Raw genomic sequence first — 25,604 nt, 5'->3', positions numbered from 1 at the left:
ACGGCTCTGTCCGTACGGCTTCACCCGCACATGCCGGAGGGCCCGGCCCGCGATCGTCTCGCGGGCCGGGCCCTCCGGCATGTGCCACGACTTATCCTGAGGGGAAAAGCCCGTCCCACCAGGAGCATGTCTTGTACTTCACCGACCGTGGCATCGAGGAACTGGAGAAGCGGCGCGGCGAGGAGGAGGTCACTTTCGAGTGGCTCGCCGAGCAGCTGCGTACGTTCGTCGATCTCAACCCCGACTTCGAGGTCCCGGTCGAGCGGCTCGCCACGTGGCTGGCGCGGCTGGACGACGACGAGGACGACGAGGAGTGACGGGAGCGGCCTCGCGCTGACGGGAGCGGCCTCGCGCACTGACCCCCTGCCGTACGGCCACCGCCGTCCCGCTCAGTGGCGGAGGCGTGGCCGGTCGTACGCCAGTCCCAGCGCGCCGTGCGCGATCAGCAGCGCTCCGGCGACGGTCCAGCCGGCGCTGTGCCGGCGGACGCCCCAGAGGGCCAGCGGGACGCCGGCCGTGAGCTGGGCGGCGCCGAGCATCCGGGCCCGGGGCCCCCGGAACCAGGCGCCTCCGGGCCCGGCGCTCACCGGGTGCGCCCCGGTCCGTACCGTACGGACCACCTCACGGGGCCCCGCCCATTCGACCTCCTCCGCACCCGGCTGGTCGCGTACCGCCTGCCGCAGCCGGTCGGCCGGAGACCCCGGCGTCAGACCGGCCGGGAGCGAGACCCCGGTCCGGGTGAGGACCGCGGACAGCGCGAGCAGCCTGGCCCGCGCGTCGGCCGAGGGGTCGGGGCGGGTGAGCGGCTCCAGGGCCTGGAAGTCCAGTACGGGATCGAGCCCGAGACGGGCCGCGAACGTCCGCATCGCCTCGTCCTCGCCGGCCGGTGTGCCGTCCGCGAGCCAGACGTAGCCGACCGTACGGCGGAAACCGGCGGCCAGGGTGTATCCGGCGCGGTCCTCGTCCCACCACAGCGCGAGGACCGGCCAGTTGGCGCCCACGGCGAGGGCGATGGCCCAGCCCGAGACCACCCGTTCGACCGGCTCACCGACGTGCAGCCAGGGCTTGCCCTCGGGCACGAGCACACTCCAGTCACGGCCCGCCGGGGCGAGCATCAGCCGTTCGCGGAGCAGCCGGGCGGCGGGCCGTACCGCCGGGGGCTCGGCCCGGCACAACAGCAGAGCACCTGAGGGTGTCGCGTTCATGGTTCTTACGCTAGGCCACCTTGCCCTGATATGAGCGCTATGTCCCTGGAGGGGCCGCCCCGAGCCTCTCACCCGGCCTTGACTTACCCCAACCGCGATATATCGTGTTGAGCAAGAAGACGCGATATGTTGCGTCACGGGCGGCCCCGGGAGGTCAGCACCATGGCAGAGTCGACGTGGCACGTCGCTGAGCCGAAGAAACTCACCTTCGACGATCCGGTGACGGCGCTCAGCGTGCGCCTCGTCAACGGGACGGTGAACGTCGTCGGCACGGACGCCGCACTCGACGAGCAGGGCGGTGCCCGCCTGGAGATCTCCCAGATCGAGGGCCCGCCACTGACCGTCACCCAGAACGGCTCCACGCTCACCGTCGCCTACCAGGACCTGCCCTGGAACGGCTTCCTCAAGTGGCTCGACCGCAAGGGCTGGCAGCGCAGCGCCGTCGTCTCCCTCGCCGTCCCCGCCGGGGCGAGGGTCGAGGTCGGCGTGGTCGGTGCCGGGGCCGTGGTCTCCGGGATGCGGGGGCGTACGGACATCCGCGGCGTCACCGGCGACACCACGCTCGTCGGCCTGTCGGGCGCGGTCCGCGCCGACACCGTCTCCGGGAACGTGGAGGCCCAGGCGGTCTCCGGCGACCTTCGTTTCCAGACGGTCTCCGGCGACCTGACCGTCGTCGAGGGCGCGGGGTCCTCCGTACGGGCCGAGTCGGTCAGCGGCGACATGGTCATCGACCTGGACCCGGCGGACGAACCCACCGACATCAAGCTCACCACCGTCTCCGGCGAGGTCGCGATCCGGCTGCCGCACCTCACGGACACGCGCGTCGAGGCGAACACCGCGACCGGCTCCGTCTCCAACACCTTCGACGGCCTGCGGGTCAGCGGGCAGTGGGGCGCGAAGAAGATCACCGGCACGCTGGGAGCCGGCACGGGGACGATCAAGGCGACGACGGTGTCCGGCTCGATCGCACTGCTGCGCCGTCCGCCGGCGAACGGCGACCCCCAGGGCTTCGCCGCCGCCCCGGCCGACCCCGCCCCGGCCGACCCCGCTCCGGCCGACACGAAGGAGCTCTGACATGCCCCCCGTCTTCGCCCACGGCCGACTCCGCCTCTACCTGCTCAAGCTCCTCGACGAGGCCCCGCGCCACGGGTACGAGGTGATCAGGCTGCTGGAGGAACGCTTCCAGGGCCTGTACGCGCCCTCCGCCGGCACCGTCTATCCCCGGCTGGCCAAGCTGGAGGCCGAAGGGCTCGTCACCCATGCCACCGAGGGCGGCCGCAAGGTCTACTCGATCACCGACGCGGGCCGCGAGGAGCTGGCCGGGCGCGGTGGTGAGCTGGCCGATCTGGAGCTGGAGATCCGGGAGTCGGTCTCCGAGCTGGCCGCCGAGATCCGTGACGACGTGCGGGGCGCGGCGGGCCGGCTGCGCAACGAGATGCGCGCGGCGGCCTCCGAGAGCCGCACACCCCCGTCACCCCCGACGTCGGGCGCGGGGACCGACTGGGAGAAGGCCTTCGGCGACGGCGAATCCTGGCGCGCGGCGAAGGAGGAGCTGCGGCGTGCGAAGCAGGAGTGGAAGGAGCAGGCCCGCCGGGCGAAGGACGAGTCCCGCCGGGCCCGCGAGGACGCGCAGCAGGCCCGCCGCCAGGCGAAGGAGGCCCAGGAGACGGCGCGTCAGGAGATGCAGCGCATCGCGAAGCAGGTCCAGGACCAGGTGCAGGACCACTTCGCCCGGGGCGACTGGCCGACGGGGGTCCGTGAGGGGCTCTCGGAACTGGCCGGCCAACTGGGCGGCCTGGCGGGCACCTCATGGCCGCCGTACGGCAAGCCGGACGCCGAGCCCGAAGCGGAGACCGCACCTCCGGCCTGGGACGACACCCCGACCGCCTGGGACGACACCCCGACGACGGACGACCCGGCGCGCGACCTGGACCGTCTCCTGGACCGCTTCCGCGACGACATCCGCGACGCCGCGCGGGACCACGGCGTGACGGAGTCCCAGCTGGGCGAGGCCCGCCGCCACCTCTCGACGGCGGCGGCCCACATCGGCGCGCTGCTCAGGACACCGCGCGACTGAGCGCCCCGGGACAGGCGGCCCGGCCCCCGTACGGTGACGTACGGGGGCCGTCGGTCGTTGCCCCGCCGCCGTCAGCGATGTCGCCGGCCGTGACGGTCTACGCGTCGAAGTCGTATTCGAGTACGTACGAGGCCGAGTCGAGAGTCATCTCGTTGACCTCGACCGGACGGCCCGTGGCGGCGAACGCCGATCGGCCGATGAGCATGACCGGCCTACCCGGAGACAGACTCAGGCGACGGGTCTCGTCCTGGGACGGCATGCGGGAGCGGACCTCTTCCCGGAAGTGCACCGGCCCGAAGCCGAGTTCCTCCAGACGGGCGTAGATTCCGCCTGGCCCCGGGTCCTCCCTGGTGACGGCCGACCCCGCCACCAGGGCCGCCGGGAGAAAGCTGGTGGCCAGCAGGACCGGCTTCCCGTCCAGGACGTAGCGACGATTCCGTACGCACACGGCGTCGCCCGGCGCCAGGTCGAGCACGCGCGCGATCCGCTCGGGGGCGGCCTCCTCGGTCACATGGACCTGGTCGACGACGAGCGACCGCTCCTCGATGTCCGCCGACCAGATCGAGCGGCCCTCTCCCCACAGCTCACGCGACAACCGCTGAACACCGCGCCGCCTGAGCGGCCGGACGAACATACCGGCACCTTCGTGGGACTCGGCCTCGCGGAGCGGGTCGACGACGCGCCGGTGGTGCGGCTGACGGCCGCCGCCCTCGGTTGCCATGCGGGAAGCTCCTCCCTCTTCTCCGGACACCCTAAGGCCCTGTCCGGCGGATCCTCGCGGGACAGGACCCAGACGCGGCACCGCCTCCGGTGCGGTCGATCATCCACACCGACCCCACCCCGGAGACCCGGCCCTCACGCCGCCGGACCCGCTCCGAACGCCGCTCGTTCCACCGTCTCGTACGTCGCGCCGTGGTCCGCCAGGACCTCCGCCACCACGCCGGGGCGGGCCGTCAGGGCCAGCAGGATGTGTTCCTCGCCGAGGTGGCGGTCGCCTCGGCCGGCCGCGATGCGCAGGGACTTCTCCAGCGTCCCCTTCGCCGCCCGGGTGAAGCCCCGGCGGCCCGACCACCGGCGTTTCGGCCGGTCGCCGGGGTGCATCGCGCCCGCGCCGTGCGCCTCCTCCACCTTCGAGATGATCTCCCCGACATCGATGCCGATCCCGGCCAGCGCGTCGGTGTCGGCCTGCGACAGGCCGCCTCGCCGGCGCGCGTCGGCGAGGGCGTTCTCGATGGACGCGCGCCGGTCGCCGATGCCGAGCGAGGCGAACGCGAAGGACGCGCGTGTGCCCTCCTGGTCCAGCAGCGCCAGCAGCATGTGCTCCTCGGTGATGCTGTCCGCGCCCGTGCGTTCGGCGTGTCCGGCCGCGCCGGTGACCACCCTCCGGGCGCCGTCCGTGAACCGTTCGAACATCACTGCCTCCCGTGCTTCTTGTGCGCGGCCTGCCGGCTGACGCCCAGCTCGTCCGCGATCTCCTGCCACGACCAGCCCTGGGTGCGGGCGCTGCGTACCTGTACGGATTCGAGCCGCTCCAGCAGCCGCCGCAGCGCGGCGACGGCCCGCAGTCCGACCCGGGGGTCGCGATCACCCGCCCGTTCGGCGAGATCCGTTGCTTCGGTCATGGTGTCAATGTAGGTTGACATGAACCGCGTGTCAACCATGGTTGACAGGGGTACGCTGGGCCGGTGATCGACTTCCTCGCGGACGCCCCCGTGCCCGGCACCCTCGACACCGTCTGGTACGCCGGAGTGGCCGCCGGCGCCGATGCCACCGCACCGGCCATCCAGGTGCACGCCTACACCGAGCACACGCTGATCCTGCGCCAGAACAAGTCGACGCACTTCGAAGCGCCGTTCCTCTTCCTGTTGTTCGGGAACGACCGCGCCCTGCTCCTCGACACCGGAGCCACCGCCGACCCGGTGCGCTTCCCGCTCCGGGTGACCGTCGACCGGCTGGTGGACGACTGGCTGCTACGGAACGGACGCGACGCCCGCGCGGAGCCGTACGGCCTGGTCATCGCGCACACCCACGGACACGGCGACCACATCGCGGCGGACGGGCAGTTCCACGGCCGGCCCGGCACCACGGTCGTCGGACCGGGCCGGGACGACGTCATCGCCGCGTACGGGCTCGCCGGATGGCCGGACGGGCTCGGCGAACTGGATCTCGGCGGGCGGGTGCTCGATCTCGTCCCGGGGCCCGGCCACCAGGACGCCGCCGTCGTCTTCCACGACCGGCACACCGGCCTGCTGCTGACCGGCGACTCCCTCTACCCCGGCCGACTGTACGTCCAGGACGCGGCCGCGTACACCCGGACGGTCGACCGGCTGCTCGATTTCTGCGCGGCCCGGACCATCACCCACGTCCTGGGCTGCCACATCGAGATGACGGCCACCCCCGGCGTGGACTATCCGCGCGGCACCACCCACCAGCCGGACGAGTCGCCGCTCGCGCTCACCGCCGGGCACCTGCGCCTGCTGCGCGAGGCGCTGGCGGAGACCGCCGGGCGGCCGGGCTCGCACCCGTACGACGACTTCGTCCTCGTGTACGAGCAGCAGACCTGACCCCGGCTCAGCCCGTCAGCACGATCTTCCCGAAGAGGTCCCCCGAGGCCATCTTCTCGAAGTGTACGAGCAGCAGACCTGACCCCGGCTCAGCCCGTCAGCACGATCTTCCCGAAGAGGTCCCCCGAGGCCATCTTCTCGAAGCCCTCGCGCGCCCGGTCCAGCGGCAGCACCTCGTCGATGACCGGCCGTACACCCGTCGTCGCGCAGAAGGCGAGCAGATCCTCCAGCTCGTCCTTGGACCCCATCGTCGAACCGACGACCTTCAGCTCCAGGAAGAAGATCCGGGTCAGCTCGGCGTGGGCGGGCCGGTCGCCGCTCGTCGCGCCCGAGATCACCAGGGTGCCGCCGCGCCGCAGGCACTTGACGGAGTGCGACCAGGTCGCGGCGCCGACCGTCTCGATGACGGCGTCCACCCGGTGCGGCAGCCTCGCACCCGGCTCGAAGGCGTCCCGCGCGCCCAGCTCGACGGCCCGGGCCCGCTTGGCCGCGTCCCGGCTCGTGGCGTACACGCGCAGACCGGCCGCGCTGCCAAGGATGATCGCGGCCGTGGCGACCCCGCCGCCCGCGCCCTGCACGAGGACCGAATCCCCGGGCCGTACGCCCGCGTTGGTGAAGAGCATGCGGTACGCGGTGAGCCAGGCGGTCGGCAGGCAGGCGGCCTGTTCGAAGGTGAGTTCGGCGGGCTTGGGCAGGACGTTCCAGGTGGGCACGGTGACCTGCTCGGCGAAGGTGCCCTGGTAGCGCTCGGTGAGGATCGAGCCGGTCTCGTACGGTCCGACGCCGTGGCCGGTCGCGCCGATGACGGAGTGGACCACCACCTCGTTGCCGTCCTCGTCCAGCCCGGCGGCGTCGCAGCCGAGGATCATCGGCAGCTTGTCCTCGGTCAGCCCGACCCCGCGCAGGGACCAGAGGTCGTGGTGGTTGAGGGAGGCGGCCTTGACGGTGACGGTGGTCCAGCCGGGGCGCGCCCCGGGGGCCGGGCGTTCGCCCAGCTCAAGGCCGTTGAGGGGCTGGTCACGGTCGATGCGGGCGGCGTAGGCGGCGAACATGTCGTCGACGATAGGGCGGGGGCGGGACGCGAAGGAACCGTACGCGCGGGAAAACGCGGCACAGCGCGGCGGCGCCCGGGGCGGGAGCCCGATCCGCAGCGGAAGCGGTCCAGGACGGAAGCGGTCCAGGACGGAGACGGTCCGGGACGAGACGGTCCGGGACGAGACGAAGGGCGGCCGGGGCGATCGGCGGCCGGCCCGGGGCCGTACCTCCGCCTCACAGCGGTACGGCCCCGGCCCGCGAGCCAGGCTCCCCGGCCCCGCAACAGGCCGGCGGCGGCTCAGCGGCGCGCGACGCCCTCCGCGCGGGCCGCCGCGGCCACCGCCGCCGTCACGGCCGGCGCGACGCGCTCGTCGAACGGCGACGGGATGACGTACGCGGCGGCCAGCTCGTCGCCGACCACGTCCGCCAGCGCGTTCGCCGCGGCGATCTTCATGCCCTCGGTGATGCGGGACGCCCGCACCTGGAGGGCGCCCGCGAAGATGCCGGGGAACGCCAGCACGTTGTTGATCTGGTTCGGGTAGTCGCTGCGCCCGGTCGCCACGACGGCCGCGTGCCGGTGCGCGATGTCGGGGTGGACCTCGGGGTTCGGGTTGGCCATCGCGAAGACGAACGCGCCGGGCGCCATCGAGGCGACCGCCGTCTCCGGGACCGTGCCGCCGGACACCCCGATGAAGACATCGGCGCCGGCCAGCGCGGACTCCAGCGAGCCGGAGAGCCCGGCCCGGTTGGTGATCGCGGCCAGCTCGCGCTTGACGTCGGTCAGGTCCTCGCGGTCCGGGCTGACGATGCCCTTGCGGTCGGCCACCGCCACATCGCCGATGCCCGCCTCCAGCAGGAACTTCGCGATGGCGACCCCCGCCGCCCCGGCGCCCGAGATGACGGCGCGCAGGTCGCCGAGGGTGCGGCCGGTGAGCTTCGCCGCGTTGCGCAGGGCCGCGAGGGTGACGACGGCGGTGCCGTGCTGGTCGTCGTGGAAGACCGGGATGTCCAGGCGCTCCTGGAGCTTCCGCTCGATCTCGAAGCAGCGCGGCGCCGCGATGTCCTCCAGGTTGATGCCGCCGAAGGAGGGCGCGAGCCGTACGACCGTCTCGATGATCTCGTCCGTGTCGGTGGTGGCGAGCGCCAGCGGCACGGCGTCGACCCCGCCGAACTGCTTGAACAGGATCGCCTTGCCCTCCATCACGGGGAGCGAGGCCTCAGGGCCGATGTCGCCGAGCCCGAGCACCGCCGTGCCGTCCGTCACGACGGCGACGACCTGGGACTTCCAGGTGTAGTCGTGCACCAGCTCAGGGTTCTCGGCGATGGCGCTGCAGACCTTCGCGACGCCCGGGGTGTACGCGAGGGACAGATCGTCCCTGTCGCGCACCGGGACGGTGGCCTGGATGGCCATCTTGCCGCCGCGGTGCAGCGCGAAGGCCGGATCGAAGGGCTCTTCGGGAGTGCTGCCGTCGGTGCCACCGCTCAGGGCGCTGCCGGTGGCACTGTCCGGAACGCTGCCGGTGGCGCTGTCCAGAACGCTGTCGGTGGCGCTGTCGCTGCGAGGATTGACGATCTCCGCTGCCATGTGGTTTGACCCCTTTGGTCTTCATCAGTTGAGGGTGGCCACTCCTGGTTGAGGAGGGGTGGGTGGGCACCGCGTCCGCGCCCTGGCGGCGGCGGTTGGCCGGCCCGGCAAGGGGGTGATACGTACGCGCGGGCGCGCCGCACACGCGCCCTGGGCCCCGGATGAGGGGTGTAATCGTCCTTCTTACCTGACGGACCATCTGGTCCACGAGTCCATATGACTGCGGTGACATGACTCATAGCCGAAATTTTCCGACACATCGGGTACGCGGCATGAATCACGTTCGTCGGACGACGCGGACCGAAGATCCTCCGGCTGGAAGGAAGTGTTCCAGCAGATGGTCCGGTCCGGAGAGACCAGCATGTGAGGACTAGGGGATTTCCCGTTACCCGATTTTGACATGCCCGGTCCCCTGAATGGGCTAGTCCAAATGGCAAGATGCCGTAATCACACAAGGTCGCGACACTCAAAGATGTGTGCCCCGACTGCCTGGCATCTCCCGACCGTCGGAGGACCCTGATCATGACCGCACGCACCACCCGCCGTACGACCGCCGCGAAGTCCCGGATCGCCGCGGCCGGCGCGATCGCGGTCGCCGGCGCCCTGCTGCTGACCGCCTGCGGTGACCAGACGAAGAGCGGCACGAAGGAGCCGGCCGCCGCCGGCGCCACCAAGGCGCCTCTCTTCGACCAGCTGCCCAAGGAGATCCAGGACAAGGGCGTCATCAAGGTCGGTTCCGACATCGCGTACGCGCCCGTGGAGTTCAAGGACAGCTCCGGCGCGACGGTCGGCATCGACCCGGACATCGCCGACGCGCTCGGCAAGCAGCTCGGGGTGAAGTTCGAATTCGAGAACGGCACCTTCGACACCCTGGTCACCGGCCTGCGCGCCAAGCGCTACGACATGGCGATGTCCGCGATGACGGACACCAAGGACCGCCAGGACGGCGTGGAGGACGGCAAGAAGGTCGGCGAGGGCGTCGACTTCGTCGACTACTACACCGCCGGCGTGTCGATCTACACCAAGCAGGGCGACGACAAGGGCATCAAGAGCTGGGACGACCTCTGCGGCAAGAAGGTCGTCGTGCAGCGCGGCACCGTCTCCGAGGACCTCGCCAAGTCCCAGGCGGCGAAGTGTCCCGCCGGCAAGAAGCTCGCCATCGAGTCCTTCGACAACGACCAGCAGGCCCAGGTCCGGCTGCGCAGCGGTGGCGCCGACGCCGGTTCCTCCGACTCGCCGATCGCGGCGTACGCGGTGAAGACCTCGGGCGGCGGCAAGGACTTCCAGCTCGTCGGCGAGACCGTCGAGGCGGCGCCGTACGGGATCGCCGTCTCCAAGGGCAGCGAGCTCGCCAAGGCGCTCCAGGCGGCCATGACCGCCATCATCGAGAATGGCGAGTACGGCAAGGTCCTCGCCAAGTGGGGCGCCGAGGCCGGTGCGGTCACCGAGGCCACGATCAACGGCGGCTCCTGACCGGATAGCGGCGTTGAGAGGCGGCACCTATGACTGTTGACATCGAAAAGGTGGACCCCGCCGGCACGCCGCCGTCCGTCGCACCGGAGGCCATCAAGGCCATTCCGGTCCGGCACTACGGACGGTACGTGACGGCTGTGGTCGCCATCGGCCTGCTCGTCTCGCTCGTCTACGCCTTCGCGCAGGGACGGGTGAACTGGGGTGCGATCCCCGACTTCTTCTTCGACAGCCGGATCATCTCCGGCGTCGGCAAGACCTTGCTGCTCACCGTCCTGGCCATGCTCATGGGCGTGGTCCTGGGCGTGCTGCTCGCGGTGATGCGCCTGTCGAAGAACCCGGTGACCTCGGCCATCTCGTGGTTCTACATCTGGTTCTTCCGGGGCACCCCGGTCTACGTACAGCTCCTCGTCTGGTTCAACCTGGGTCTGGTCTTCGAGTACATCAATCTCGGGCCGATCTACAAGGACTACTGGTCGTCCTTCATGACGCCGTTCCTGACGGCGCTGCTGGGTCTCGGCCTCAACGAGGCCGCGTACATGGCGGAGATCTGCCGGGCCGGTCTGCTCTCGGTCGACGAGGGCCAGACCGAGGCGTCGCACGCGCTGGGCATGAGCCACGCCAAGACGCTGCGCCGGGTCGTGATTCCGCAGGCCATGCGGGTGATCGTGCCGCCCACGGGCAACGAGGTCATCAACATGCTGAAGACGACCTCGCTCGTCTCGGCGGTCCAGTACACCGAACTGCTGCGGGTGTCCCAGGACATCGGGCAGACCTCGGGGGCGGCGGCGGAGATGCTGTTCCTCGCGGCCGCCTGGTACCTGATACTGACCACCGTCTTCAGCGTCGGCCAGTTCTATCTGGAGCGGTACTACGCGCGGGGATCCAGCCGCAGCCTGCCGGCGACGCCGTTCCAGCGCATCAAGACCAACATCCTGTCCCTCCGGGGCCCCCAGGGAGGTACGGCATGAGCCCGGCCACGACCCCGATGGTGAAGGCCGAGAACGTCCACAAGTCCTTCGGCGCCGCCCACATCCTCAAGGGCATCGACCTGGAGGTCGCACCGCGTGAGGTCTTCTGTCTGATCGGCCCGTCCGGCTCCGGCAAGTCGACCTTCCTGCGGTGCATCAACCACCTGGAGAAGGTCTCCGCCGGACGGCTGTCGGTCGACGGGGAGCTGGTCGGCTACCGCCAGAAGGGCGACAAGCTGTACGAGCTGAAGGACAGCGAGGTCGCCACGAAGCGCCGGGACATCGGCATGGTCTTCCAGCGCTTCAACCTCTTCCCGCACATGACGGCGATCGAGAACGTCATGGAGGCACCGGTCCAGGTGCGCGGCGAGGCGAAGGCCGTGGCCCGCGCCCGCGCCGAGCGGCTGCTGGACCGGGTGGGCCTGGCCGAGAAGGCCCGCAGCTACCCGTCCCAGCTCTCCGGCGGCCAGCAGCAGCGGGTGGCGATAGCCCGTGCGCTGGCGATGGAGCCGAAGCTGATGCTCTTCGACGAGCCGACGTCGGCGCTCGACCCGGAGCTGGTGGGTGATGTCCTCGACGTCATGCGCGACCTCGCGGAGGACGGCATGACGATGATCGTCGTCACGCACGAGATGGGCTTCGCGCGGGAGGTCGGCGACGCGCTGGTCTTCATGGACGACGGTGTGGTGGTCGAGTCGGGCCACCCGCGTGACGTACTGACGAACCCGCGGCACGACCGCACGAAGTCGTTCCTGTCGAAGGTGCTGTAAGAGAGGGAAGGGGCGGTACGGACCTGTCCGTACCGCCCCTTCCGTATGCGCGAGGGGGATTCGTTGCGACGGTTACGCCATGCGGGGCGCCCGGTCCGGCCGCTGCGCGTGCGTCGGCCGCTCCGGCTGCTCCAACCGCTCCGGCTACTTCAGCTACTTCAGCGCGAGGATGAGGGAGTCGGCGGGCGAGGACCAGACCGCGCGCGCTTCGCCGAACCCGGCTTCACGCAGCGTCCGCGCGTGCCATTCCACGGACGGCGTATCGCCGTCGGCGTGCTCACCGTAGATCCGGAAGCGCTCGGCTGTCGGTCCGGCGAGGACCGGGTCCTGGGCCGCGAGATCCCACCACCGCGCCCAGTCGAGGGCGCCGGCCTCCTTGGCGCGGTCCATGGCGGCATGCCGGTGGGCACGCTCGGCCTCGTTGATCCGGGGAGTAGTCGCGTCCTTCATCCGGTCGGCGTTCATGAAGACGCCCCCGTCCCGGACCAGGCCGGCGAGCCGCCCGTACAGCGCGGTCAGTGGCTCGCTGTGCAGCCAGTGGAGCGCGGTCGCGGTGAGGACGGCGTCGTACGCGTCGTACGGCAGCAGCTCCGTCCAGCCCGGGTCCTTCAGATCGGCCGTCACGAAGCTGACGCGGTCGTCCCCGGCGAAGTAGCCGCGGGCGATGGCGAGCAGCGCGGGGTCGAGATCCACGCCGGTGCTGGTGGCGCCGGGGAGCCTGCGCAGCAGCCGGTCCGTGATGCTTCCCGTACCGCAGGCCAGGTCCAGCACCCTGGGCTCGGGGCCGACCGTGGCCTCCACCATGTCGAGCATGACGCGGAAGCGCTCCTCGCGGTCGGGCAGGTACCACTCCTGCTGCCGGTCCCAGCTCTCCTGCCAGCCGTGCCAGTCGGTCCCGGTCGCCGTCTCCGTCATATGCCCTCTCCTGTGTAATACCCTCAAAGGACGATCGTCCATTACCTCACCGCGCCCCCGACCCTAGACCACCGCCGTAAGGACTACAAGTGGAACTGGCCTCTTACTCGGACTCCGCCGTACGCCTGGTCAACACCGAGGAACCGGCCCGCGGTACGGACACCCTGACCTCGGTCGAGGCCGTCCGCGCCCTCTTCGACGCGAGCTCCCAGGCCGCCCGCCGCGCCACCGACGCGGACGTCACCCGCTTCCGGTCGGTACGGACCCGGCTGCGCGCGGTCTTCACCGCCGCCGACGCGGGCGAGGCCACCCGGGCGGTGGATCTGCTCAATTCGCTGCTGCTGGAATTCCCGGTCAGTCCCCAGGTCTCCGGGCACGACTTCCTCGACGACGAGGGCCACCCGCGCTGGCACATGCACCTCGCGGATCACCCCTCCAACGCGACGGCGGGGTACGCCGCGACCGCCGCGATGGGGCTCGCGTTCCACCTGACGGAGTACGGCGTCGACCGGCTCGGCCTGTGCCAGGCGGCGCCGTGCCGCAACGCCTATCTCGACACCTCGACCAACCGCTCGCGCCGCTACTGCTCGGACCGCTGTGCGACCCGGGCCAACGTCGCCGCCTACCGGGCCCGGAAACGCCGCGAGACCGAGCCCCCCGCCGACACCGGACGCACCGCCGACACCAGCCAGGAGGCCAGCGCGAGCGCCGACCGCTGACCACCCAGCGGCCGATACCTCGCCCTCACCCGCCCCAGCAGCAGCTCCTCGGGCACCGCGCCGAACACCCGGCTGTCCCCCTCGGCCCCGGGATTGTCCCCGAGCACCCACCACCCGCCGTCGCGCCGCTCCATCAGCCGCTTCACGATGAGCAGGTCCTGCTGCAGCGGGTGCTTCAGGACCGCCACATCCCCGGCCCTCACCGGTGCGCCGTAGTGCACCAGGAGTTGGTCGCCGTGCTTGAGCGTCGGGTACATGGACGGCCCCATCACCTCAGCGATCCCCAACGGCACTCTTGGATCCAGCCCGTGCTCCGTCATCCGGCACCTCCCGATCACACGGTACGTTCCGCCGCCCGACCGATATCCACCCCGGACTTTTGTCCTAAGCCCCAGGGGGCACTCGCGAAATCAGGCTTCTCACGGAGTAATGTCCCACCTGAGAAGACGATCACGAGGAAGGACAGCTCCATGCTTTCCCGCCTGTTTGCCCCCAAGGTGAAGGTCAGCGCCCACTGCGACCTCCCCTGCGGTGTCTACGACCCCGCCCAGGCCCGCATCGAGGCCGAGTCGGTCAAGGCCGTCCAGGAAAAGATGCAGGCAAACGACGACGCACACTTCCAGGCGCGCGCGACGGTCATCAAGGAGCAGCGCGCCGAGCTCGCCAAGCACCACGTCTCGGTGCTCTGGAGCGACTACTTCAAGCCCCCGCACTTCGAGAAGTACCCGGAGCTGCACCAGCTGGTGAACGACGCCCTCAAGGCCCTGTCGGCCGCGAAGGCCTCGAAGGACCCGGCCACGGGCCAGAAGGCGCTGGACTACATCGCCCAGATCGACAAGATCTTCTGGGAGACCAAGAAGGCTTGATCACGGCCGGGGCAGCCTGACCCGCTCACCGCGAGTCGCACCGCCCACCCGCCCGCACCCGGTCCGCGGACCGCCGGACACCGGCGTTCCTGACGGCCCGGGTGCGGTCTTCTTTTCGCCGCCGCCGGACCGGGTGAAAAGCCGATGGAGAATCAGCGCGCCCGGTGATGGGATGGCGCGATGCGACAAGGCGTGGACGGGAGACGGCCGCACCCCGGTGGAGCTACGGCGCGCGGTGAGCCCGGCCTACCGGCTCGCGGCGACCGGCCGGGCCTGCTCCTGGAGCCGTCTCTTCCCCGGGGCATCCGGCCACAGCGGACACCGACCGTTGGCACCCCGTCACCTCCGGGCGACGGGCACTGGCGGCCCGGTCCCTCCGTCGGGCCGCTCAGCGGAACTCGTGAACGACCTCGATCCTGCCGACGATGTGAGCGTTGAAATCGTCGAGCTCTTCGGCGGGAACCCAGAGTTCGAGGATGGTCCGCCCGCCGGCCTGCTGAACGGGACAGCGGGCCACGAAGTCGGACTCGACCTCGAAGCGCGTGACGTAGCCGGCTCCGTCGTGCTTCACGTTCCAGTCCCTCGCGATCCTGATCGCGTACTCCTCGTTGAGGACCGGATAGAAGATCGGCTGCTCGGGCAGCCGGGGAGGCCAGGCACGCCACTCCAGTCTCCGGACCAGATCCAGCTCCACGGGGCCGGTCGGGCGCCACAGGGTCGTCGTCGCGTGGCGGTGAGTCATAGGGGTGCTCTCCGGATTCGGGAAGTGGCCGCTGTGGGCGGCGTAAGAGGGGGCACGGGGCGTCCCGCCCGCGGCCCGCCATGACCGCACCCCAGGACGGACTGGGCCGCCGTACGCGCGGGGACCCGGGAGCTTCTCGGGTGAGGGCTCTAAGGCAGTTGCCGCCTCAGGCTTCATCGGTGAGGGGCGTGTCGCTCCAGCGGAACCAGGCCCGGTCGCCGTCGATGTGCAGCAGGAAATCCGCCACCGGGCCCCGGGGTGCCACCAGGGACACCGCCCGCGCGACCTGGTCGTACGCTGCCTCCCAGGCCTCCGGCTCCTCGTCGATACGGCCGAGCAGCGTCAGCTCACGCTCGAACAGCGGCTTCACCGAGGCGAATCCGGGGCCAGGTATGAAGCGGCCTCGATGCCAGGGGGCATCAGCCTCCTCGATGACGATGTCACCGACCGTGCCCCCTCGCCGGCCCGTTATGACGCGCCAGACCTCACCGGCTGCTCCCACCCTCTCCTCCTACTGTCGTCTCGCCTCCGGGCAGCATCTCAAAGGCCACTGACATCGCGACAGCGAGAGATGGCTCAGGCGGCGGGTCTGCGCAGGAGGGGGCTCTTGTGGCGGGCGAGCCACTGGCGGTAGCCGACAGCTCGCAGGGCCGCCTCACGGTAGGCCGCCTCCAGGTCCGCGTAGACCTCCGCGCCCCGGAACCCCTCGTCGTCCTCCGGTGTGTCCGGTCGCGAGAACAACAGGAGCCGTACGGCCAGCGGATCGTCGCGCAGCGGGCGGATCACCATGTCGTCGCGCGGTCCCGAGGTGGGCTGGCAGGGGGCGACCGCTTCGCCGACCGCGATCAGTGAGGCCGCCGTCAGGTAATCCCCCTCGACGACCGGCGGGTTGAGCCCGGCCTCGTCCAGGACGCGGCGCAGTCCGTCCCATTCGCCGTCCACCGTCGGGTCGACCATCCAGCGGTCCCCGGCGAGGTCGGCGAGTGCCACGACGGGACTGGCGGCGGCGGGATGGTCGCGGGCCATCGAGATGAACCGCGGTTCCCGGTCGACCAGGACGCGCCTGTCCAGCCCGTCGGGGACGGTCAGCGGGCAGCCCTCCACCTCGTGGACGAAGGCGACATCGAGCTGTCCGGCGGCGACCGCCCGCAGCAGGGCGCTGGCGGAGACGTCCATATGGAGTGAGATGTCGGTGCCGGGCAGCCGGTGTCTGAGGCGGCGCAGCCAACCGGCGAGCGCGCGGCTCGCGGTGGAACCGATCCGCAGCCGGGGCCCGTCGGACCGGTCGGCCGCCGAGCGCGCGTCGGCGACGAGCGCGGCCATCTGGGAGACGAGCGGTCTGGCCCGGTTCAGTACGGTGCGGCCCAGCGGGGTCGGCCGGCAGCCGGTGCGTTCGCGGGAGAAAAGCTCCGCGCCGAGGGTGTTCTCGATACGCCGCAGTTGGGTCGTCAGCGACGGCTGGCTCATTCCCAGTTGCCGGGCCGCTTTGTGCAGACTGCCGGCGTCGGCGATGGCGCACAGGGCCCGCAGATGTCTCACCTCCAGCTCCATGTACTCGAGAGTAGAGGGGCATCCCGAGCCGCACCAGGCACCCGAATCGCAGTAATTGACTGGCTTCCGAAGAAAAACGGCCAGGTGATGCGCTGGTGCTATCGGTCTTTGACATCATCCGCGCGGGGGCGATCTCCCCGAGACTCTCCGGTACCGAACCCGTTCACCGGACGAGTAGGAGCCCCCCACATGAGACACCCCAAGACGGTGATTTCCGCGATCTGCGGAATCGGCCTGGCCTTTGCGACCGCGTTCAGCGTCGCGCCCACCGCCGCCGCGAGCGCCGCTGCCCCCACCAGCGCCGCCGCTCTCTCCTCGCACGCCGCCCTCTCCTCGCACGCCGCCTTCGCCGCGTACGCCGGTTCGTCGGAAGACGCCGCCGGCAACAAGGCGTTCTTCGAGGCCGTCCTCAAGTCGGTCGCCGAGAAGCGCGCCGCGAACCCCGGCGCCCAGGCCGTCACCGTGGTCTACGACGCGTCCCAGGCCCCCAGTTTCAGCAGCCAGATAGCCAGCAGCGCCTCCATCTGGAACGGCTCTGTCTCCAACGTGAAGCTGCAGTCGGGCGGCAACGCCGACTTCGCCTACTACGAGGGCAACGACCCGGCCGGTTCGTACGCCAGCACCAATGGGCACGGCCAGGGCTACGTCTTCCTGGACTACGCCCAGAACCAGCAGTACAACTCCACCCGCGTCACCGCGCACGAGACGGGACACGTGCTCGGTCTCCCCGACACGTACGACGGCCCGTGCTCCCAGCTGATGTCGGGCGGCGGTCCCGGTACGTCCTGCCAGAACACCCAGCCGAACGCGCAGGAGGTCGCCCAGGTCAACGCCCTGTGGGCGAACGGCCTCGCCGCCGCGCTCGCCAAGGTGTCCTGACCGCACGGCACGGCACGCGCCCGGTCGGCACGCGGCCGGCGGCGCGACAGGGGCGTCCCCGTCAGCACCGGGGGGCGCCCCTTCCCGTGTCCCCCTTGGTAACGTCGCTCGGTGGACTTCAGTACGGAGTTCGGCGCATCGCCCCGTCGCGATCCCGGCCGGACCATCGAGGGCGAGTTCGAAACACATCTGACGGTACGTGCCGACCCGCCGCACGCGGTCGCGGCCCTCGCCGCCTGGGCGGCCGCCCACGGTCTGCGGCTCACCCCGGTAGTGCTGGACCGTGGCCGCACCCCTTCCCAGCCGGTGCTGACCCTGCTCGGCAGGGGCACTCTCGCCGAGCAGCGCCACGCCGCGGACCGGTGCGCCGAGCGACTCGCCACGGCCGGATTCGCGGTCTTACGGACGAAGGTGGCGGCGGCACCCTGGAACGACGGTGTCCCCGAGACCGACGCCGAGGCCACCACGCTCCCCGCGCCGTGCCACTTCGAGCACCGCGTCAAGCTGTGGCTGCCGATCCCGTACGACACGAAGCGGCTGGCCGCCGTCGCGGAACAGCACGCCGCACAGGTCTCGCGCAACGCCCGCCGGGTGCTGCCCGGCGGCGCCCAGGAGCGCGTCGTGACGCAGCGTGCCCGGGGTGTGGGCAGACCGGCCGCGCGCGCCCGGCTGGACGCGCTGCTCGACGGGCTCATCGCGGCGGGCTACCGCCCGGCCGACGTCGAGGAGGGCTTTGTCCTCCACGACGACAACCCCGGCGTGGAGTGACCGTGGGCGACCGGTCGCCCGACCCGCACGACCGCGCGCGGACTCCGGTCGGCCGGAGTCCCTGAGGACCCTTGCGCGCCTCAGGACATCAGGACACCCCCACCAGCCGCCTGCCGTCCAGCTCCGTGTCGGCCGGCAGCTGGCGCCGGATGCGGGCGAGCGCCTCCTCGAAGCCGCCGCCCGCGATGCCCGAGGCGTAGGCCGCCCCGCCGCAGTGCAGCGTCAGGCTCAGTTCGGCGCGTTCGACAGCGCCGCCCGACATCCGCTCACCGAGTGTCAGCAGGCAGTTGAGCGTGGCCTGCTGAACCGAACCGTCGGAGCTGACGGGCATCGGGATGTCCCACTCCATGACGCAGGACGCCAGAGCTTCGCCCGCGTCCACCGACTCCAGAACGGCGAAATCTTCCCCTTCGTACTCAACTCCCCTGATATGAGTGCGTACTTGCTGCCCACCCGCGGTGAGGGTGATCGCTTCCGCGCCCAGGCGGTCCCGGTACCAACCCGCCCATGAATCCGTCGACTCCGCTGTCATGGCGCGGACTGTAGCGGTACGGGATCTTCCTCCGGCGCGTGGGTCTCCTCAGCCGGCCGCCGGCTCACGCCACATGGGCCACATCCGCGGCCCGTCGGGCAGATCGACCGCCGTTCCCGTGAAGGCGAACCCGAGCCGCTCGTAGAGATGGCTGCTGCGCTCGCTGCTGGCCTCCAGGTAGGCCGGTATCCCCTCGCGGTCGCACCGCTCCAGTACGGGTTCGATCAGCGCCCGGCCCAGTCCTCGGCCCTGGTGCTCCGGGTCCACCGCGATCATCAGCAGATACTCGTGCGCCCGGTCATGCGGATGGACCGCACCGGTCAGCCGGCCGATCATCTCGGCTCGTTCGTTCTCCGGATCGGCTGTCCTCCGCATCAGGGCCGGAGTGTCGTCCTCCTCCTCGGGCAGACCCGCCGGCACCTGGAGCCAGAGCGCCATGGCCGTCTCGTCCTCCATGATGTCGACCCGCCCCTCGGCGAGAGCGACATCGGCGAAGACCCCGAGGAACAAGCTGTGCACCTTGCGGCGATGGGCCTCCTCGGGGAAGACCCAGCAGCTCACCGGATCGTTCATGAAGGCCGCGTCGAGCAACCGCACCAGCGTGGCCCGGTCGCTCTCCCCCGCCTGTCTGATCCGCCGCGCGCTCCCTGTGCCCATCTGTCCCGGCCCTCCTTCTCGATCGCCTCATCGGCAACATGCCGCTGCGATCTTAGAGTTGGGCCGGTCCGCCGGCTCAGCGCAGGCTCTCAGCGGCTACGGCGCGTGACGAACTCCGCCAGGGCCAGCAGATCGCCTGCCGCCGTGAGATCGGGCACCGCCCGGGAGAGCTGGTGAACCGCCCGGGACATCCGGTCGGCCGCCTGGAGCTGTGCCCAGTCCCGCCCGCCGGCCCGCTCGACGGCGACCGCCGCCCGCCGGATCGCGGCGTCGTCCATCGGTCCGCTGTACAGCTCAGCGAGTTCCTCGGCGGCCGGGGTGCCGGAGGCCAGGGCGGCGACCACCGGCAGGGACTTCTTGTGAGCGGCCAGATCGGCGCCGGCGGGTTTGCCCGTGCGGTCGGGGTCTCCCCAGATCCCGATCAGATCGTCGATGAGCTGGAAGGCCAGCCCCGCCTCCCGGCCGAAGGCGTCCAGCGCGGCGACCTCTTCCTCCCCCGCGCCCGCGTACAGCGCGCCGAGCGCGCAGGAGGTGCCCAGCAGCGCACCTGTCTTGGCCGTGGCCATGGCGACGCACTCGTCCAGCGAGACGTCGTGCGGGCCGCGCTGCTCGAAGGCGCAGTCCGCCTGCTGCCCGGCGCACAGCTCGATGACACAGGCGGCGAGCCGGGCCGAGGCCGCCGCCGACGCCGGATGCGGGTCCTCGGCCAGGAGCCGCAGGGCGAGGGCCATCAGAGCGTCACCGGCGATGATCGCGTCCGGTGTGCCGAAGACGGTCCACGCGGTGGCACGATGCCTGCGGGTGGGGTCCTCGTCGATCACGTCGTCGTGGAGCAGGGTGAAGTTGTGGGCCAGCTCGACGGAGACGGCGGCCCGCACGGCGTGCCGCGGGTCCCCGCCGAGCGCCCGGGCGGCGGCGAGGACGAGCGCGGGTCTGATCGCCTTGCCGGCCCGCTCCGAGGCCGGAGTGCCGTCGGCCTGCTCCCAGCCGAAGTGGTACATCGCGATCCGGCGTATGGAATCCGGCAACGACTCCACGGTGGAACGGAGTTCGGGATGGACGTAGGTGCGGGTGCGCTCCAGGAGGGCGACGGCCTCGTGGCCCTCGGTGGCGGCATCCGTGCTGGTCATGGTCACGGTCACTTCCTCTGCGGCGTGCGTGGGACCGGGGGTGCCGTGGTGCCGGGACCCGGGCGGGCCGGCCGTAGGGCTCGTACGGCCGGCCCGCCCGGGATCGGCGGCCTCAGCGCCAGCGGCCCACTTCGACGTTCTCCAGGACACCGAGGGCGTCCGGCACGAGGATGGCCGCCGAGTAGTAGGCCGTGACCAGGTACGAGATGATCGCCTGCTCGTCGATGCCCATGAAGCGGACCGACATGCTCGGCTCGATCTCGTCCGGGATGCCGCTCTGCTGCAGCCCGATGACCCCCTGCTCGGCCTCACCCGTACGCATACAGATGATCGAGGTCGTCCTGGCGTCCGAGATCGGGATCTTGTTGCTCGGGAAGATCGGCACTCCGCGCCAGGCGGGCACATGGTGGCCCGCGACCTCGACGCTGTCCGGGTAGATCCCGCGCTTGTTGCACTCGCGCCCGAAGGCGGCGATCGCCCGCGGATGCGCCAGGAAGAGCTTCGAGCCACGGCGGCGGGACAGCAGCTCGTCCATGTCGTCCGGACTGGGCGCGCCGTCGTGCGGCTGCAGCCGCTGTCCGTAGTCGCAGTTGTTGAGCAGACCGAATTCACGGTTGTTGATCAGCTCGTGCTCCTGGCGCTCGCGCAGCGCCTCGACCGTGAGCCGCAACTGCTGCTCGGTCTGGTTCATCGGCTGGTTGTAGAGGTCCGCGACCCTGCTGTGGACCTTCAGCACGGTCTGCGCGACGCTCAGTTCGTACTCGCGCGGCGCGCCGTCGTAGTCCACGAAGGTGTGCGGCACGACGGCCTCGCCGACATGGCCGGCGGAGAGCTCGATCTCGGCTTCGCCGTACTTGTTGGTCCGCTGGTGCGGCACGGATGCCAGCGCGTCCAGATGGCTCCGCAGCGATTCCGCGCGCTCCGCGAGGTTGAGCACGTCCTGGCGTGTCAGCACCAGCACCGTGCACGCCGTCGCCGCGCGGGCCGTGTATGCCCAGGTGGCCTCCCCGTCCACCAGCGCCTGATCGCCGAAGTACGCGCCGTCGGCGAGGACTTCGAGCACCGTCTCGGCCCCGTAGGGCCCCGCGCCCAGCTTCTCCACCCGGCCGTGGGCGAGCAGGAAGACCTGGTCAGCCGTGTCGCCGGAGGTGGCCAGAACCTGACCGGCCGCGAACTCCCGCTGGTCGCAGCGGCGTGCCAGCTCCGCGAGCGCCTCCTGGTCGTCGTACTCGCGCAGCGCCGGCAGCTCGCCGAGCTCGGCGGGGATGACCGCCACCCGGTCACCGGTCTGCACGAAGGTCACACGACCGTCACCGACGGCGTAACTGAGCCGACGGTTCACCCGGTAGGTGCCACCCTGCACCTGAACCCACGGCAGCATGCGCAGCAACCACCGCGAGGTGATTTCCTGCATCTGCGGTGCGGACTTGGTGGTGGTCGCCAGGTTCCGGGCAGCGGCCGTACCCAGACTCTGCTGGGGTGGGGGCTGAACTGCGCGGACCTCGTCACCAACCGACATGAAGTCTCCCTCTCGATCATGAGCTGACCTGCAACAGAGAGACTTCCAGCACAGCGTGTGGGTGCGCCATTACACAAATGAGTGGGACTACATCGCGCGGAACGGGGCAGGACACGCGGAAGTTCACCCTCCCAGCCCACCCGATGCCCCGGCCGGGCAGGCACCTTGGGCTCAGTCGGCACCGCTGTCGCCACTGTCGCCGCTGTCGCCACACTCACCGCTGTCACCGCTGTCACCGCTGTCACCGCTGTCACGACGGTCCCCACTGTCCGGATCGGCTCGCTCGCCGTACGAACGGCTGGTGACCGCCCGCGCCCCGGGGTACAAGCGGTACGGGGCATTCCGATTACCCGGTCTGCTTCGGTCCACCCGGTCCGGCCGGTCCACCCGGACACCCCCCACCGGAAGGAGCCGGCCATGGCCTCACCCATGTCCGCGAACAGTTTCCTCGACGCGCTGCGGAACGAGGGTCTGACGGTCGTCGAGGTCGGCGACTGGCGCACCCACAACCGCGATCAGCAGGGCTCCTGGGGCCCGGTCAACGGCGTGATGATCCATCACACCGTCACCCAGGGCACCGACGCCACCGTCAGCATCTGCCGGGACGGCTACGCGGGCCTGCCGGGCCCCCTCTGCCACGGTGTCATCGCCAAGGACGGCACCGTCCATCTGATCGGCTACGGCCGCGCCAATCACGCGGGCCTCGGCGACGGCGACGTCCTGCGGGCCGTGATCGCCGAGAAGGCGCTCCCCCCGGACGCCAAGGCCGACACCGACGGCAACACGCATTTCTACGGCTTCGAGTGCGAGAACCTCGGCGACGGCAAGGATCCGTGGCCCGCCGTCCAGCTGGACGCCATCGAGAAGGCCGCCGCGGCGCTCTGCCGCCACCACGGCTGGGGTGCCCCTTCGGTGATCGGGCATCTGGAGTGGCAGCCCGGCAAGGTCGATCCGCGCGGGTTCACCATGGCCTCCCTGCGGGCTCGCATCCAGGACCGGCTGACATGAGCGGGGCCCCTCCCCCGGTCCCTCCGCCGTCCCCTCCGCCGTACCCCCGCCGCCCCCGCCCACGGTCCCTCCACCAGGACCGACAATGGTGACGTGACGTCCCCAGATGCGCTCGGCCCCGCCGCCCTGCGACCGTGGCTCCCCTCGCCGCTGCGGCCGGTCGAGGACGAACGCTTCGCCCGTCACGGTGTGCGACTGCTGCTGAAGCGGGACGATCTGATCCACCCCGAGCTGCCCGGGAACAAATGGCGCAAACTCGCACCGAACCTGCGGGCCGCCGCCACCGCCGGGAAGGACACCCTGCTGACCTTCGGCGGCGCGTACTCCAACCACCTGCGCGCGACCGCCGCCGCCGGACGGCTGCTGGGCTTCGCCACCATCGGGGTCGTACGGGGCGAGGAGCTGGCGGACCGCCCGCTCAATCCCTCGCTCGCCCGGTGCGCGGCCGACGGGATGCGGCTGGCCTTCGTGGACCGCTCGACCTATCGCCGCAAGGCGGAGCCCGCGGTGGTGAGCGCCGTGCTCGCAGAGGCGGGACCGGCGGCGCGCGACCGCGTGTACGTCGTCCCCGAGGGTGGCAGCAACGCGCTCGCCGTGCAGGGCTGCGCGGATCTCGGCCGGGAGCTGCGCGGCGCGGCCGACGTGGTCGCCGTCGCCTGCGGGACGGGCGGGACCCTCGCGGGGCTCGCCGCGGGGCTCGGCGCCGGTCAGCGGGCCGTGGGCTTCCCCGTACTCAAGGGCGGCTTCCTGGGCCAGGAGATACGGGACCTCCAGCGCGCCGCGTTCGGCGGCCCCGCGGGCGACTGGCGCCTCGACGACCGCTTCCACTTCGGCGGCTTCGCCCGTACCTCCGCCACGCTCGACGCCTTCGCCCGGGAGTTCGAGGACCGGCACGGGCTTCCCGTCGAGCGGCTGTATGTGGCCAAAATGCTGTACGGCCTCACCGCACTGGTGACGGAGGGCGCCTTTCCGTCCGGCACGACCGTCGCGGCGGTGATCACCGGTCAGCCGGAGCCGTCCGAGCCCTCCTCCCGGTAACCCGCCGCTTCCTCCAGGTCCAGCCGGCGCAGCAGCGTCCGCATCATCTCGTCGTCGATGCTCCGCTGATCCCGCAGCTCCACGAAGACCGCGCGCTCCGCCTCGATCATCTCCCGGGACAACCGCCGGTAGGTCGCGTCCGCCGACTCACCGGTCACCTCGTTGACCGTCCCGAGCCGCTCCCAGACCGAATTCCGGCGCCGCTCCAGGACCGTACGGAGCCGCTGCGCCAGGGGGAGCGGCAGCCTGTTGCGGTCCTCGGCCAGCAGTTCGTCCAGCCGCCGCTCCGCCGCCACGGACGCCTGGCTCTGTGCCTGGGCCTCGACCAGCGTCTCGGTGTGCCGGTCACGTCCCGGCACCTTCAGCAGCCGGATCAGTGGCGGCAGCGTGAGGCCCTGGACGACCAGTGTGCCGATCACGGTCGTGAAGGTCAGGAACTGGATGACGCTCCGCCCGGGGAACGGCGTGCCGCCGTGCACCGTCGTCGGGATCGAGAAGGCGATCGCCATCGACACCACTCCGCGCATCCCGGCCCAGCCCACGATCAGCGGCGCGACCCAGGTGGTCTCCGGCTCGCGCTGTCTGATCTTCGGGAACAGGACGCGCGGCACGAAGGTCGCGGGGAAGACCCAGAGGTAGCGGACCAGGACGACCGTCACGAAGAGCCCGAGGGCGTACAGCACCGCGTCCCCGACGGCGTACTGCCCCAGCCCCGCGAGGACGAACGGCAGCTGGAGACCGATCAGCGCGAAGACCGCCGACTCCAGGATGAACGCGATCATCTTCCAGACCGCGTACTCCTGGAGTCGCGTCGCGAAGTCCACCTGCCAGGAGTGGTGACCCAGATAGAGGGCGACGACCACCACGGCCAGCACGCCCGACGCGCCGACCTCCTCGGCCGCCGCGTAGGCGGCGAAGGGGATGAGCAGCGAGAGCGTGTTCTGGAGCAGCGCTTCGGTCAGATAGGTACGCAGCCAGTGCAGGGGCACCATCAGCACCAGTCCGATTCCGACACCGCCGACCGAGGCCAGTGCGAATTCCGCCAGACCGCCGCCCCAGCTGGCTCCCTCACCGACGGCGGCGGACAGCGCGACCTTGAACGCGGTGATCGCGGTCGCGTCGTTCACGAGTGACTCGCCCTGGAGGATGGTGGTGATCCGGCTCGGCAGGCCCAGTCTGCGGGCGATGGCCGAAGCCGCCACCGCGTCGGGCGGGGCGACGACCGCCCCCAGCACGAGGGCCGCGGTCAGCGGCAGGCCGGGCACCATCAGATGCGCGAGGAAACCGACGACGACGGTCGCGAAGAGCACGTAGCCGACCGAGAGCAGCGCGATCGGTCTGATGTTCGCCCGCAGGTCGAGGTACGAGCTGTCCACCGCGGCCGTGTACAGCAGCGGAGGCAGCAGCAGCGGCAGCACGATATGCGGATCGAGGGTGTAGCCGGGCACCCCGGGGACATACGCGGCGATCAGCCCGGCGGCCACCAGCAGCAGCGGCGCGGCGACCGGTGTCCGGCGTGCCGCCCCCGCGATGGCCGCGCTGCCCGCCACCAGCGCGACCAGCTGCAATACGTCCATCCCACCGTCCTCAGATGAGTCGTAAC

29 protein-coding genes are annotated in these 25,604 nt (G+C 71.1%); 13 read left to right on the top strand and 16 right to left on the bottom strand.

Annotated elements, in window-relative coordinates:
• The first annotated feature begins 131 nt into the window (after positions 1-131).
• Complete coding sequence (locus ACIBAE_RS01115; RefSeq protein WP_030207192.1) at positions 132-317, top strand: DUF6104 family protein; 186 nt, start codon at positions 132-134, stop codon at positions 315-317.
• A 72-nt stretch (positions 318-389) separates the two neighbouring features.
• Here the strand turns inward: ACIBAE_RS01115 and ACIBAE_RS01110 are convergent, their stop codons facing one another.
• Complete coding sequence (locus ACIBAE_RS01110; RefSeq protein WP_399281636.1) at positions 390-1,205, bottom strand: hypothetical protein; 816 nt, start codon at positions 1,203-1,205, stop codon at positions 390-392.
• Positions 1,206-1,367: 162 nt separating this feature from the next.
• Here ACIBAE_RS01110 and ACIBAE_RS01105 point away from each other — a divergent pair, with 162 nt between their 5' ends.
• Together ACIBAE_RS01105 and ACIBAE_RS01100 are read left to right on the top strand one after the other, a co-directional pair.
• Positions 1,368-2,279: a DUF4097 family beta strand repeat-containing protein gene (locus tag ACIBAE_RS01105; protein WP_399281635.1), complete on the top strand. Its 912-nt coding sequence runs from the start codon at positions 1,368-1,370 to the stop codon at positions 2,277-2,279.
• A gap of 1 nt (position 2,280) precedes the next feature.
• Positions 2,281-3,282, top strand: coding sequence for a helix-turn-helix transcriptional regulator (locus ACIBAE_RS01100; protein WP_399281633.1), 1,002 nt, complete (start codon positions 2,281-2,283; stop codon positions 3,280-3,282).
• A 97-nt stretch (positions 3,283-3,379) separates the two neighbouring features.
• Here the strand turns inward: ACIBAE_RS01100 and ACIBAE_RS01095 are convergent, their stop codons facing one another.
• The 3 genes from ACIBAE_RS01095 to ACIBAE_RS01085 all read right to left on the bottom strand — a co-directional run bounded on the left by ACIBAE_RS01095 (position 3,380) and on the right by ACIBAE_RS01085 (position 4,904).
• The gene (locus tag ACIBAE_RS01095) at positions 3,380-4,003 is read right to left on the bottom strand and encodes a GntR family transcriptional regulator (protein WP_399281632.1); all 624 of its coding nucleotides are present in this window, start codon (positions 4,001-4,003) and stop codon (positions 3,380-3,382) included.
• A 134-nt stretch (positions 4,004-4,137) separates the two neighbouring features.
• On the bottom strand, positions 4,138-4,695 hold the full coding sequence (locus tag ACIBAE_RS01090) for a Clp protease N-terminal domain-containing protein (protein ID WP_399281631.1): 558 nt from the start codon (positions 4,693-4,695) through the stop codon (positions 4,138-4,140).
• Complete coding sequence (locus tag ACIBAE_RS01085; RefSeq protein WP_399281630.1) at positions 4,695-4,904, bottom strand: helix-turn-helix domain-containing protein; 210 nt, start codon at positions 4,902-4,904, stop codon at positions 4,695-4,697. The genes ACIBAE_RS01090 and ACIBAE_RS01085 overlap by 1 nt, the downstream gene beginning before the upstream one ends.
• Positions 4,905-4,967: 63 nt before the next feature.
• Between ACIBAE_RS01085 and ACIBAE_RS01080 the strand changes: the two genes are divergently transcribed.
• Positions 4,968-5,846: an MBL fold metallo-hydrolase gene (locus ACIBAE_RS01080; RefSeq protein WP_399281629.1), complete on the top strand. Its 879-nt coding sequence runs from the start codon at positions 4,968-4,970 to the stop codon at positions 5,844-5,846.
• 89 nt (positions 5,847-5,935) lie between these two features.
• On the opposite strand, the gene ACIBAE_RS01075 is transcribed toward ACIBAE_RS01080, so the two are convergent.
• Together ACIBAE_RS01075 and ACIBAE_RS01070 are read right to left on the bottom strand one after the other, a co-directional pair.
• Complete coding sequence (locus ACIBAE_RS01075; RefSeq protein WP_399281628.1) at positions 5,936-6,898, bottom strand: zinc-binding dehydrogenase; 963 nt, start codon at positions 6,896-6,898, stop codon at positions 5,936-5,938.
• Between the two features lie 281 nt (positions 6,899-7,179).
• Complete coding sequence (locus ACIBAE_RS01070) at positions 7,180-8,466, bottom strand: NADP-dependent malic enzyme (protein ID WP_399281627.1); 1,287 nt, start codon at positions 8,464-8,466, stop codon at positions 7,180-7,182.
• A gap of 522 nt (positions 8,467-8,988) precedes the next feature.
• Between ACIBAE_RS01070 and ACIBAE_RS01065 the strand changes: the two genes are divergently transcribed.
• From ACIBAE_RS01065 to ACIBAE_RS01055, 3 genes are read left to right on the top strand one after another with little or no spacing between them, the layout of a single operon-like run.
• Positions 8,989-9,939 (top strand): ABC transporter substrate-binding protein, encoded by a 951-nt coding sequence (locus ACIBAE_RS01065; protein WP_399281626.1) that lies wholly within the window; start codon positions 8,989-8,991, stop codon positions 9,937-9,939.
• A gap of 29 nt (positions 9,940-9,968) precedes the next feature.
• Positions 9,969-10,907 carry an amino acid ABC transporter permease gene (locus tag ACIBAE_RS01060; protein ID WP_399281625.1) on the top strand — a complete coding sequence of 313 codons (939 nt, stop codon included), beginning with the start codon at positions 9,969-9,971 and terminating at the stop codon, positions 10,905-10,907.
• On the top strand, positions 10,904-11,677 hold the full coding sequence (locus ACIBAE_RS01055) for an amino acid ABC transporter ATP-binding protein (protein WP_399281624.1): 774 nt from the start codon (positions 10,904-10,906) through the stop codon (positions 11,675-11,677). The genes ACIBAE_RS01060 and ACIBAE_RS01055 overlap by 4 nt, the downstream gene beginning before the upstream one ends.
• A 153-nt stretch (positions 11,678-11,830) precedes the next feature.
• Here the strand turns inward: ACIBAE_RS01055 and ACIBAE_RS01050 are convergent, their stop codons facing one another.
• Positions 11,831-12,592 (bottom strand): class I SAM-dependent methyltransferase, encoded by a 762-nt coding sequence (locus ACIBAE_RS01050; protein ID WP_399281623.1) that lies wholly within the window; start codon positions 12,590-12,592, stop codon positions 11,831-11,833.
• A gap of 89 nt (positions 12,593-12,681) precedes the next feature.
• Between ACIBAE_RS01050 and ACIBAE_RS01045 the strand changes: the two genes are divergently transcribed.
• On the top strand, positions 12,682-13,311 hold the full coding sequence (locus tag ACIBAE_RS01045; RefSeq protein ID WP_399281622.1) for a CGNR zinc finger domain-containing protein: 630 nt from the start codon (positions 12,682-12,684) through the stop codon (positions 13,309-13,311).
• On the opposite strand, the gene sodX is transcribed toward ACIBAE_RS01045, so the two are convergent.
• Entirely contained in the window at positions 13,215-13,631 is a 417-nt protein-coding gene (gene sodX, locus ACIBAE_RS01040) for a nickel-type superoxide dismutase maturation protease (RefSeq protein WP_399281621.1), read from the bottom strand. The genes ACIBAE_RS01045 and sodX overlap by 97 nt on opposite strands.
• Positions 13,632-13,781: 150 nt before the next feature.
• On the opposite strand from sodX, the gene sodN reads away from it, so the two are divergent.
• Positions 13,782-14,177 (top strand): superoxide dismutase, Ni, encoded by a 396-nt coding sequence (gene sodN / locus ACIBAE_RS01035; protein ID WP_399281620.1) that lies wholly within the window; start codon positions 13,782-13,784, stop codon positions 14,175-14,177.
• A 388-nt stretch (positions 14,178-14,565) separates the two neighbouring features.
• Here the strand turns inward: sodN and ACIBAE_RS01030 are convergent, their stop codons facing one another.
• The 3 genes from ACIBAE_RS01030 to ACIBAE_RS01020 form a co-directional block, all read right to left on the bottom strand.
• On the bottom strand, positions 14,566-14,919 hold the full coding sequence (locus tag ACIBAE_RS01030) for a hypothetical protein (RefSeq protein WP_399281619.1): 354 nt from the start codon (positions 14,917-14,919) through the stop codon (positions 14,566-14,568).
• 166 nt (positions 14,920-15,085) lie between these two features.
• Positions 15,086-15,421, bottom strand: a complete 336-nt coding sequence (locus ACIBAE_RS01025; RefSeq protein WP_399281618.1) for a hypothetical protein — start codon at positions 15,419-15,421, stop codon at positions 15,086-15,088.
• Between the two features lie 74 nt (positions 15,422-15,495).
• Positions 15,496-16,470, bottom strand: a complete 975-nt coding sequence (locus tag ACIBAE_RS01020; RefSeq protein WP_399281617.1) for a LysR family transcriptional regulator — start codon at positions 16,468-16,470, stop codon at positions 15,496-15,498.
• A gap of 189 nt (positions 16,471-16,659) precedes the next feature.
• On the opposite strand from ACIBAE_RS01020, the gene snpA reads away from it, so the two are divergent.
• Positions 16,660-17,349 carry a snapalysin gene (gene snpA, locus ACIBAE_RS01015; protein WP_399281616.1) on the top strand — a complete coding sequence of 230 codons (690 nt, stop codon included), beginning with the start codon at positions 16,660-16,662 and terminating at the stop codon, positions 17,347-17,349.
• A 111-nt stretch (positions 17,350-17,460) separates the two neighbouring features.
• Positions 17,461-18,117 carry a hypothetical protein gene (locus ACIBAE_RS01010; RefSeq protein ID WP_399281614.1) on the top strand — a complete coding sequence of 219 codons (657 nt, stop codon included), beginning with the start codon at positions 17,461-17,463 and terminating at the stop codon, positions 18,115-18,117.
• 88 nt (positions 18,118-18,205) lie between these two features.
• Here ACIBAE_RS01010 and ACIBAE_RS01005 read toward each other — a convergent pair whose 3' ends face one another.
• The 4 genes from ACIBAE_RS01005 to ACIBAE_RS00990 form a co-directional block, all read right to left on the bottom strand.
• Positions 18,206-18,649, bottom strand: coding sequence for a DUF6304 family protein (locus ACIBAE_RS01005; RefSeq protein ID WP_399281613.1), 444 nt, complete (start codon positions 18,647-18,649; stop codon positions 18,206-18,208).
• Between the two features lie 48 nt (positions 18,650-18,697).
• On the bottom strand, positions 18,698-19,306 hold the full coding sequence (locus tag ACIBAE_RS01000; protein ID WP_399281612.1) for a GNAT family N-acetyltransferase: 609 nt from the start codon (positions 19,304-19,306) through the stop codon (positions 18,698-18,700).
• 89 nt (positions 19,307-19,395) lie between these two features.
• Positions 19,396-20,436, bottom strand: a complete 1,041-nt coding sequence (locus ACIBAE_RS00995; RefSeq protein ID WP_399281980.1) for a family 2 encapsulin nanocompartment cargo protein polyprenyl transferase — start codon at positions 20,434-20,436, stop codon at positions 19,396-19,398.
• A gap of 112 nt (positions 20,437-20,548) precedes the next feature.
• Positions 20,549-21,955, bottom strand: a complete 1,407-nt coding sequence (locus ACIBAE_RS00990) for a family 2B encapsulin nanocompartment shell protein (protein ID WP_399281611.1) — start codon at positions 21,953-21,955, stop codon at positions 20,549-20,551.
• A gap of 417 nt (positions 21,956-22,372) precedes the next feature.
• Between ACIBAE_RS00990 and ACIBAE_RS00985 the strand changes: the two genes are divergently transcribed.
• Both ACIBAE_RS00985 and ACIBAE_RS00980 read left to right on the top strand, forming a co-directional pair.
• Positions 22,373-22,963, top strand: coding sequence for an N-acetylmuramoyl-L-alanine amidase (locus tag ACIBAE_RS00985; protein WP_399281610.1), 591 nt, complete (start codon positions 22,373-22,375; stop codon positions 22,961-22,963).
• A gap of 93 nt (positions 22,964-23,056) precedes the next feature.
• Positions 23,057-24,001, top strand: a complete 945-nt coding sequence (locus tag ACIBAE_RS00980) for a 1-aminocyclopropane-1-carboxylate deaminase/D-cysteine desulfhydrase (RefSeq protein ID WP_399281609.1) — start codon at positions 23,057-23,059, stop codon at positions 23,999-24,001.
• Here the strand turns inward: ACIBAE_RS00980 and ACIBAE_RS00975 are convergent.
• Positions 23,968-25,578 (bottom strand): Na+/H+ antiporter, encoded by a 1,611-nt coding sequence (locus tag ACIBAE_RS00975; RefSeq protein ID WP_399281608.1) that lies wholly within the window; start codon positions 25,576-25,578, stop codon positions 23,968-23,970. The two genes, ACIBAE_RS00980 and ACIBAE_RS00975, sit on opposite strands and share 34 nt — an antisense overlap.
• Positions 25,579-25,604 lie beyond the last annotated feature (26 nt).

The sequence above is a fragment of the Streptomyces sp. NPDC051569 genome (assembly GCF_044454085.1).
Taxonomy (GTDB): Bacteria; Actinomycetota; Actinomycetes; order Streptomycetales; family Streptomycetaceae; genus Streptomyces.
Note: the sequence above shows the minus strand (reverse complement) of the source record. Positions and strands in the feature narration are given on the sequence as shown.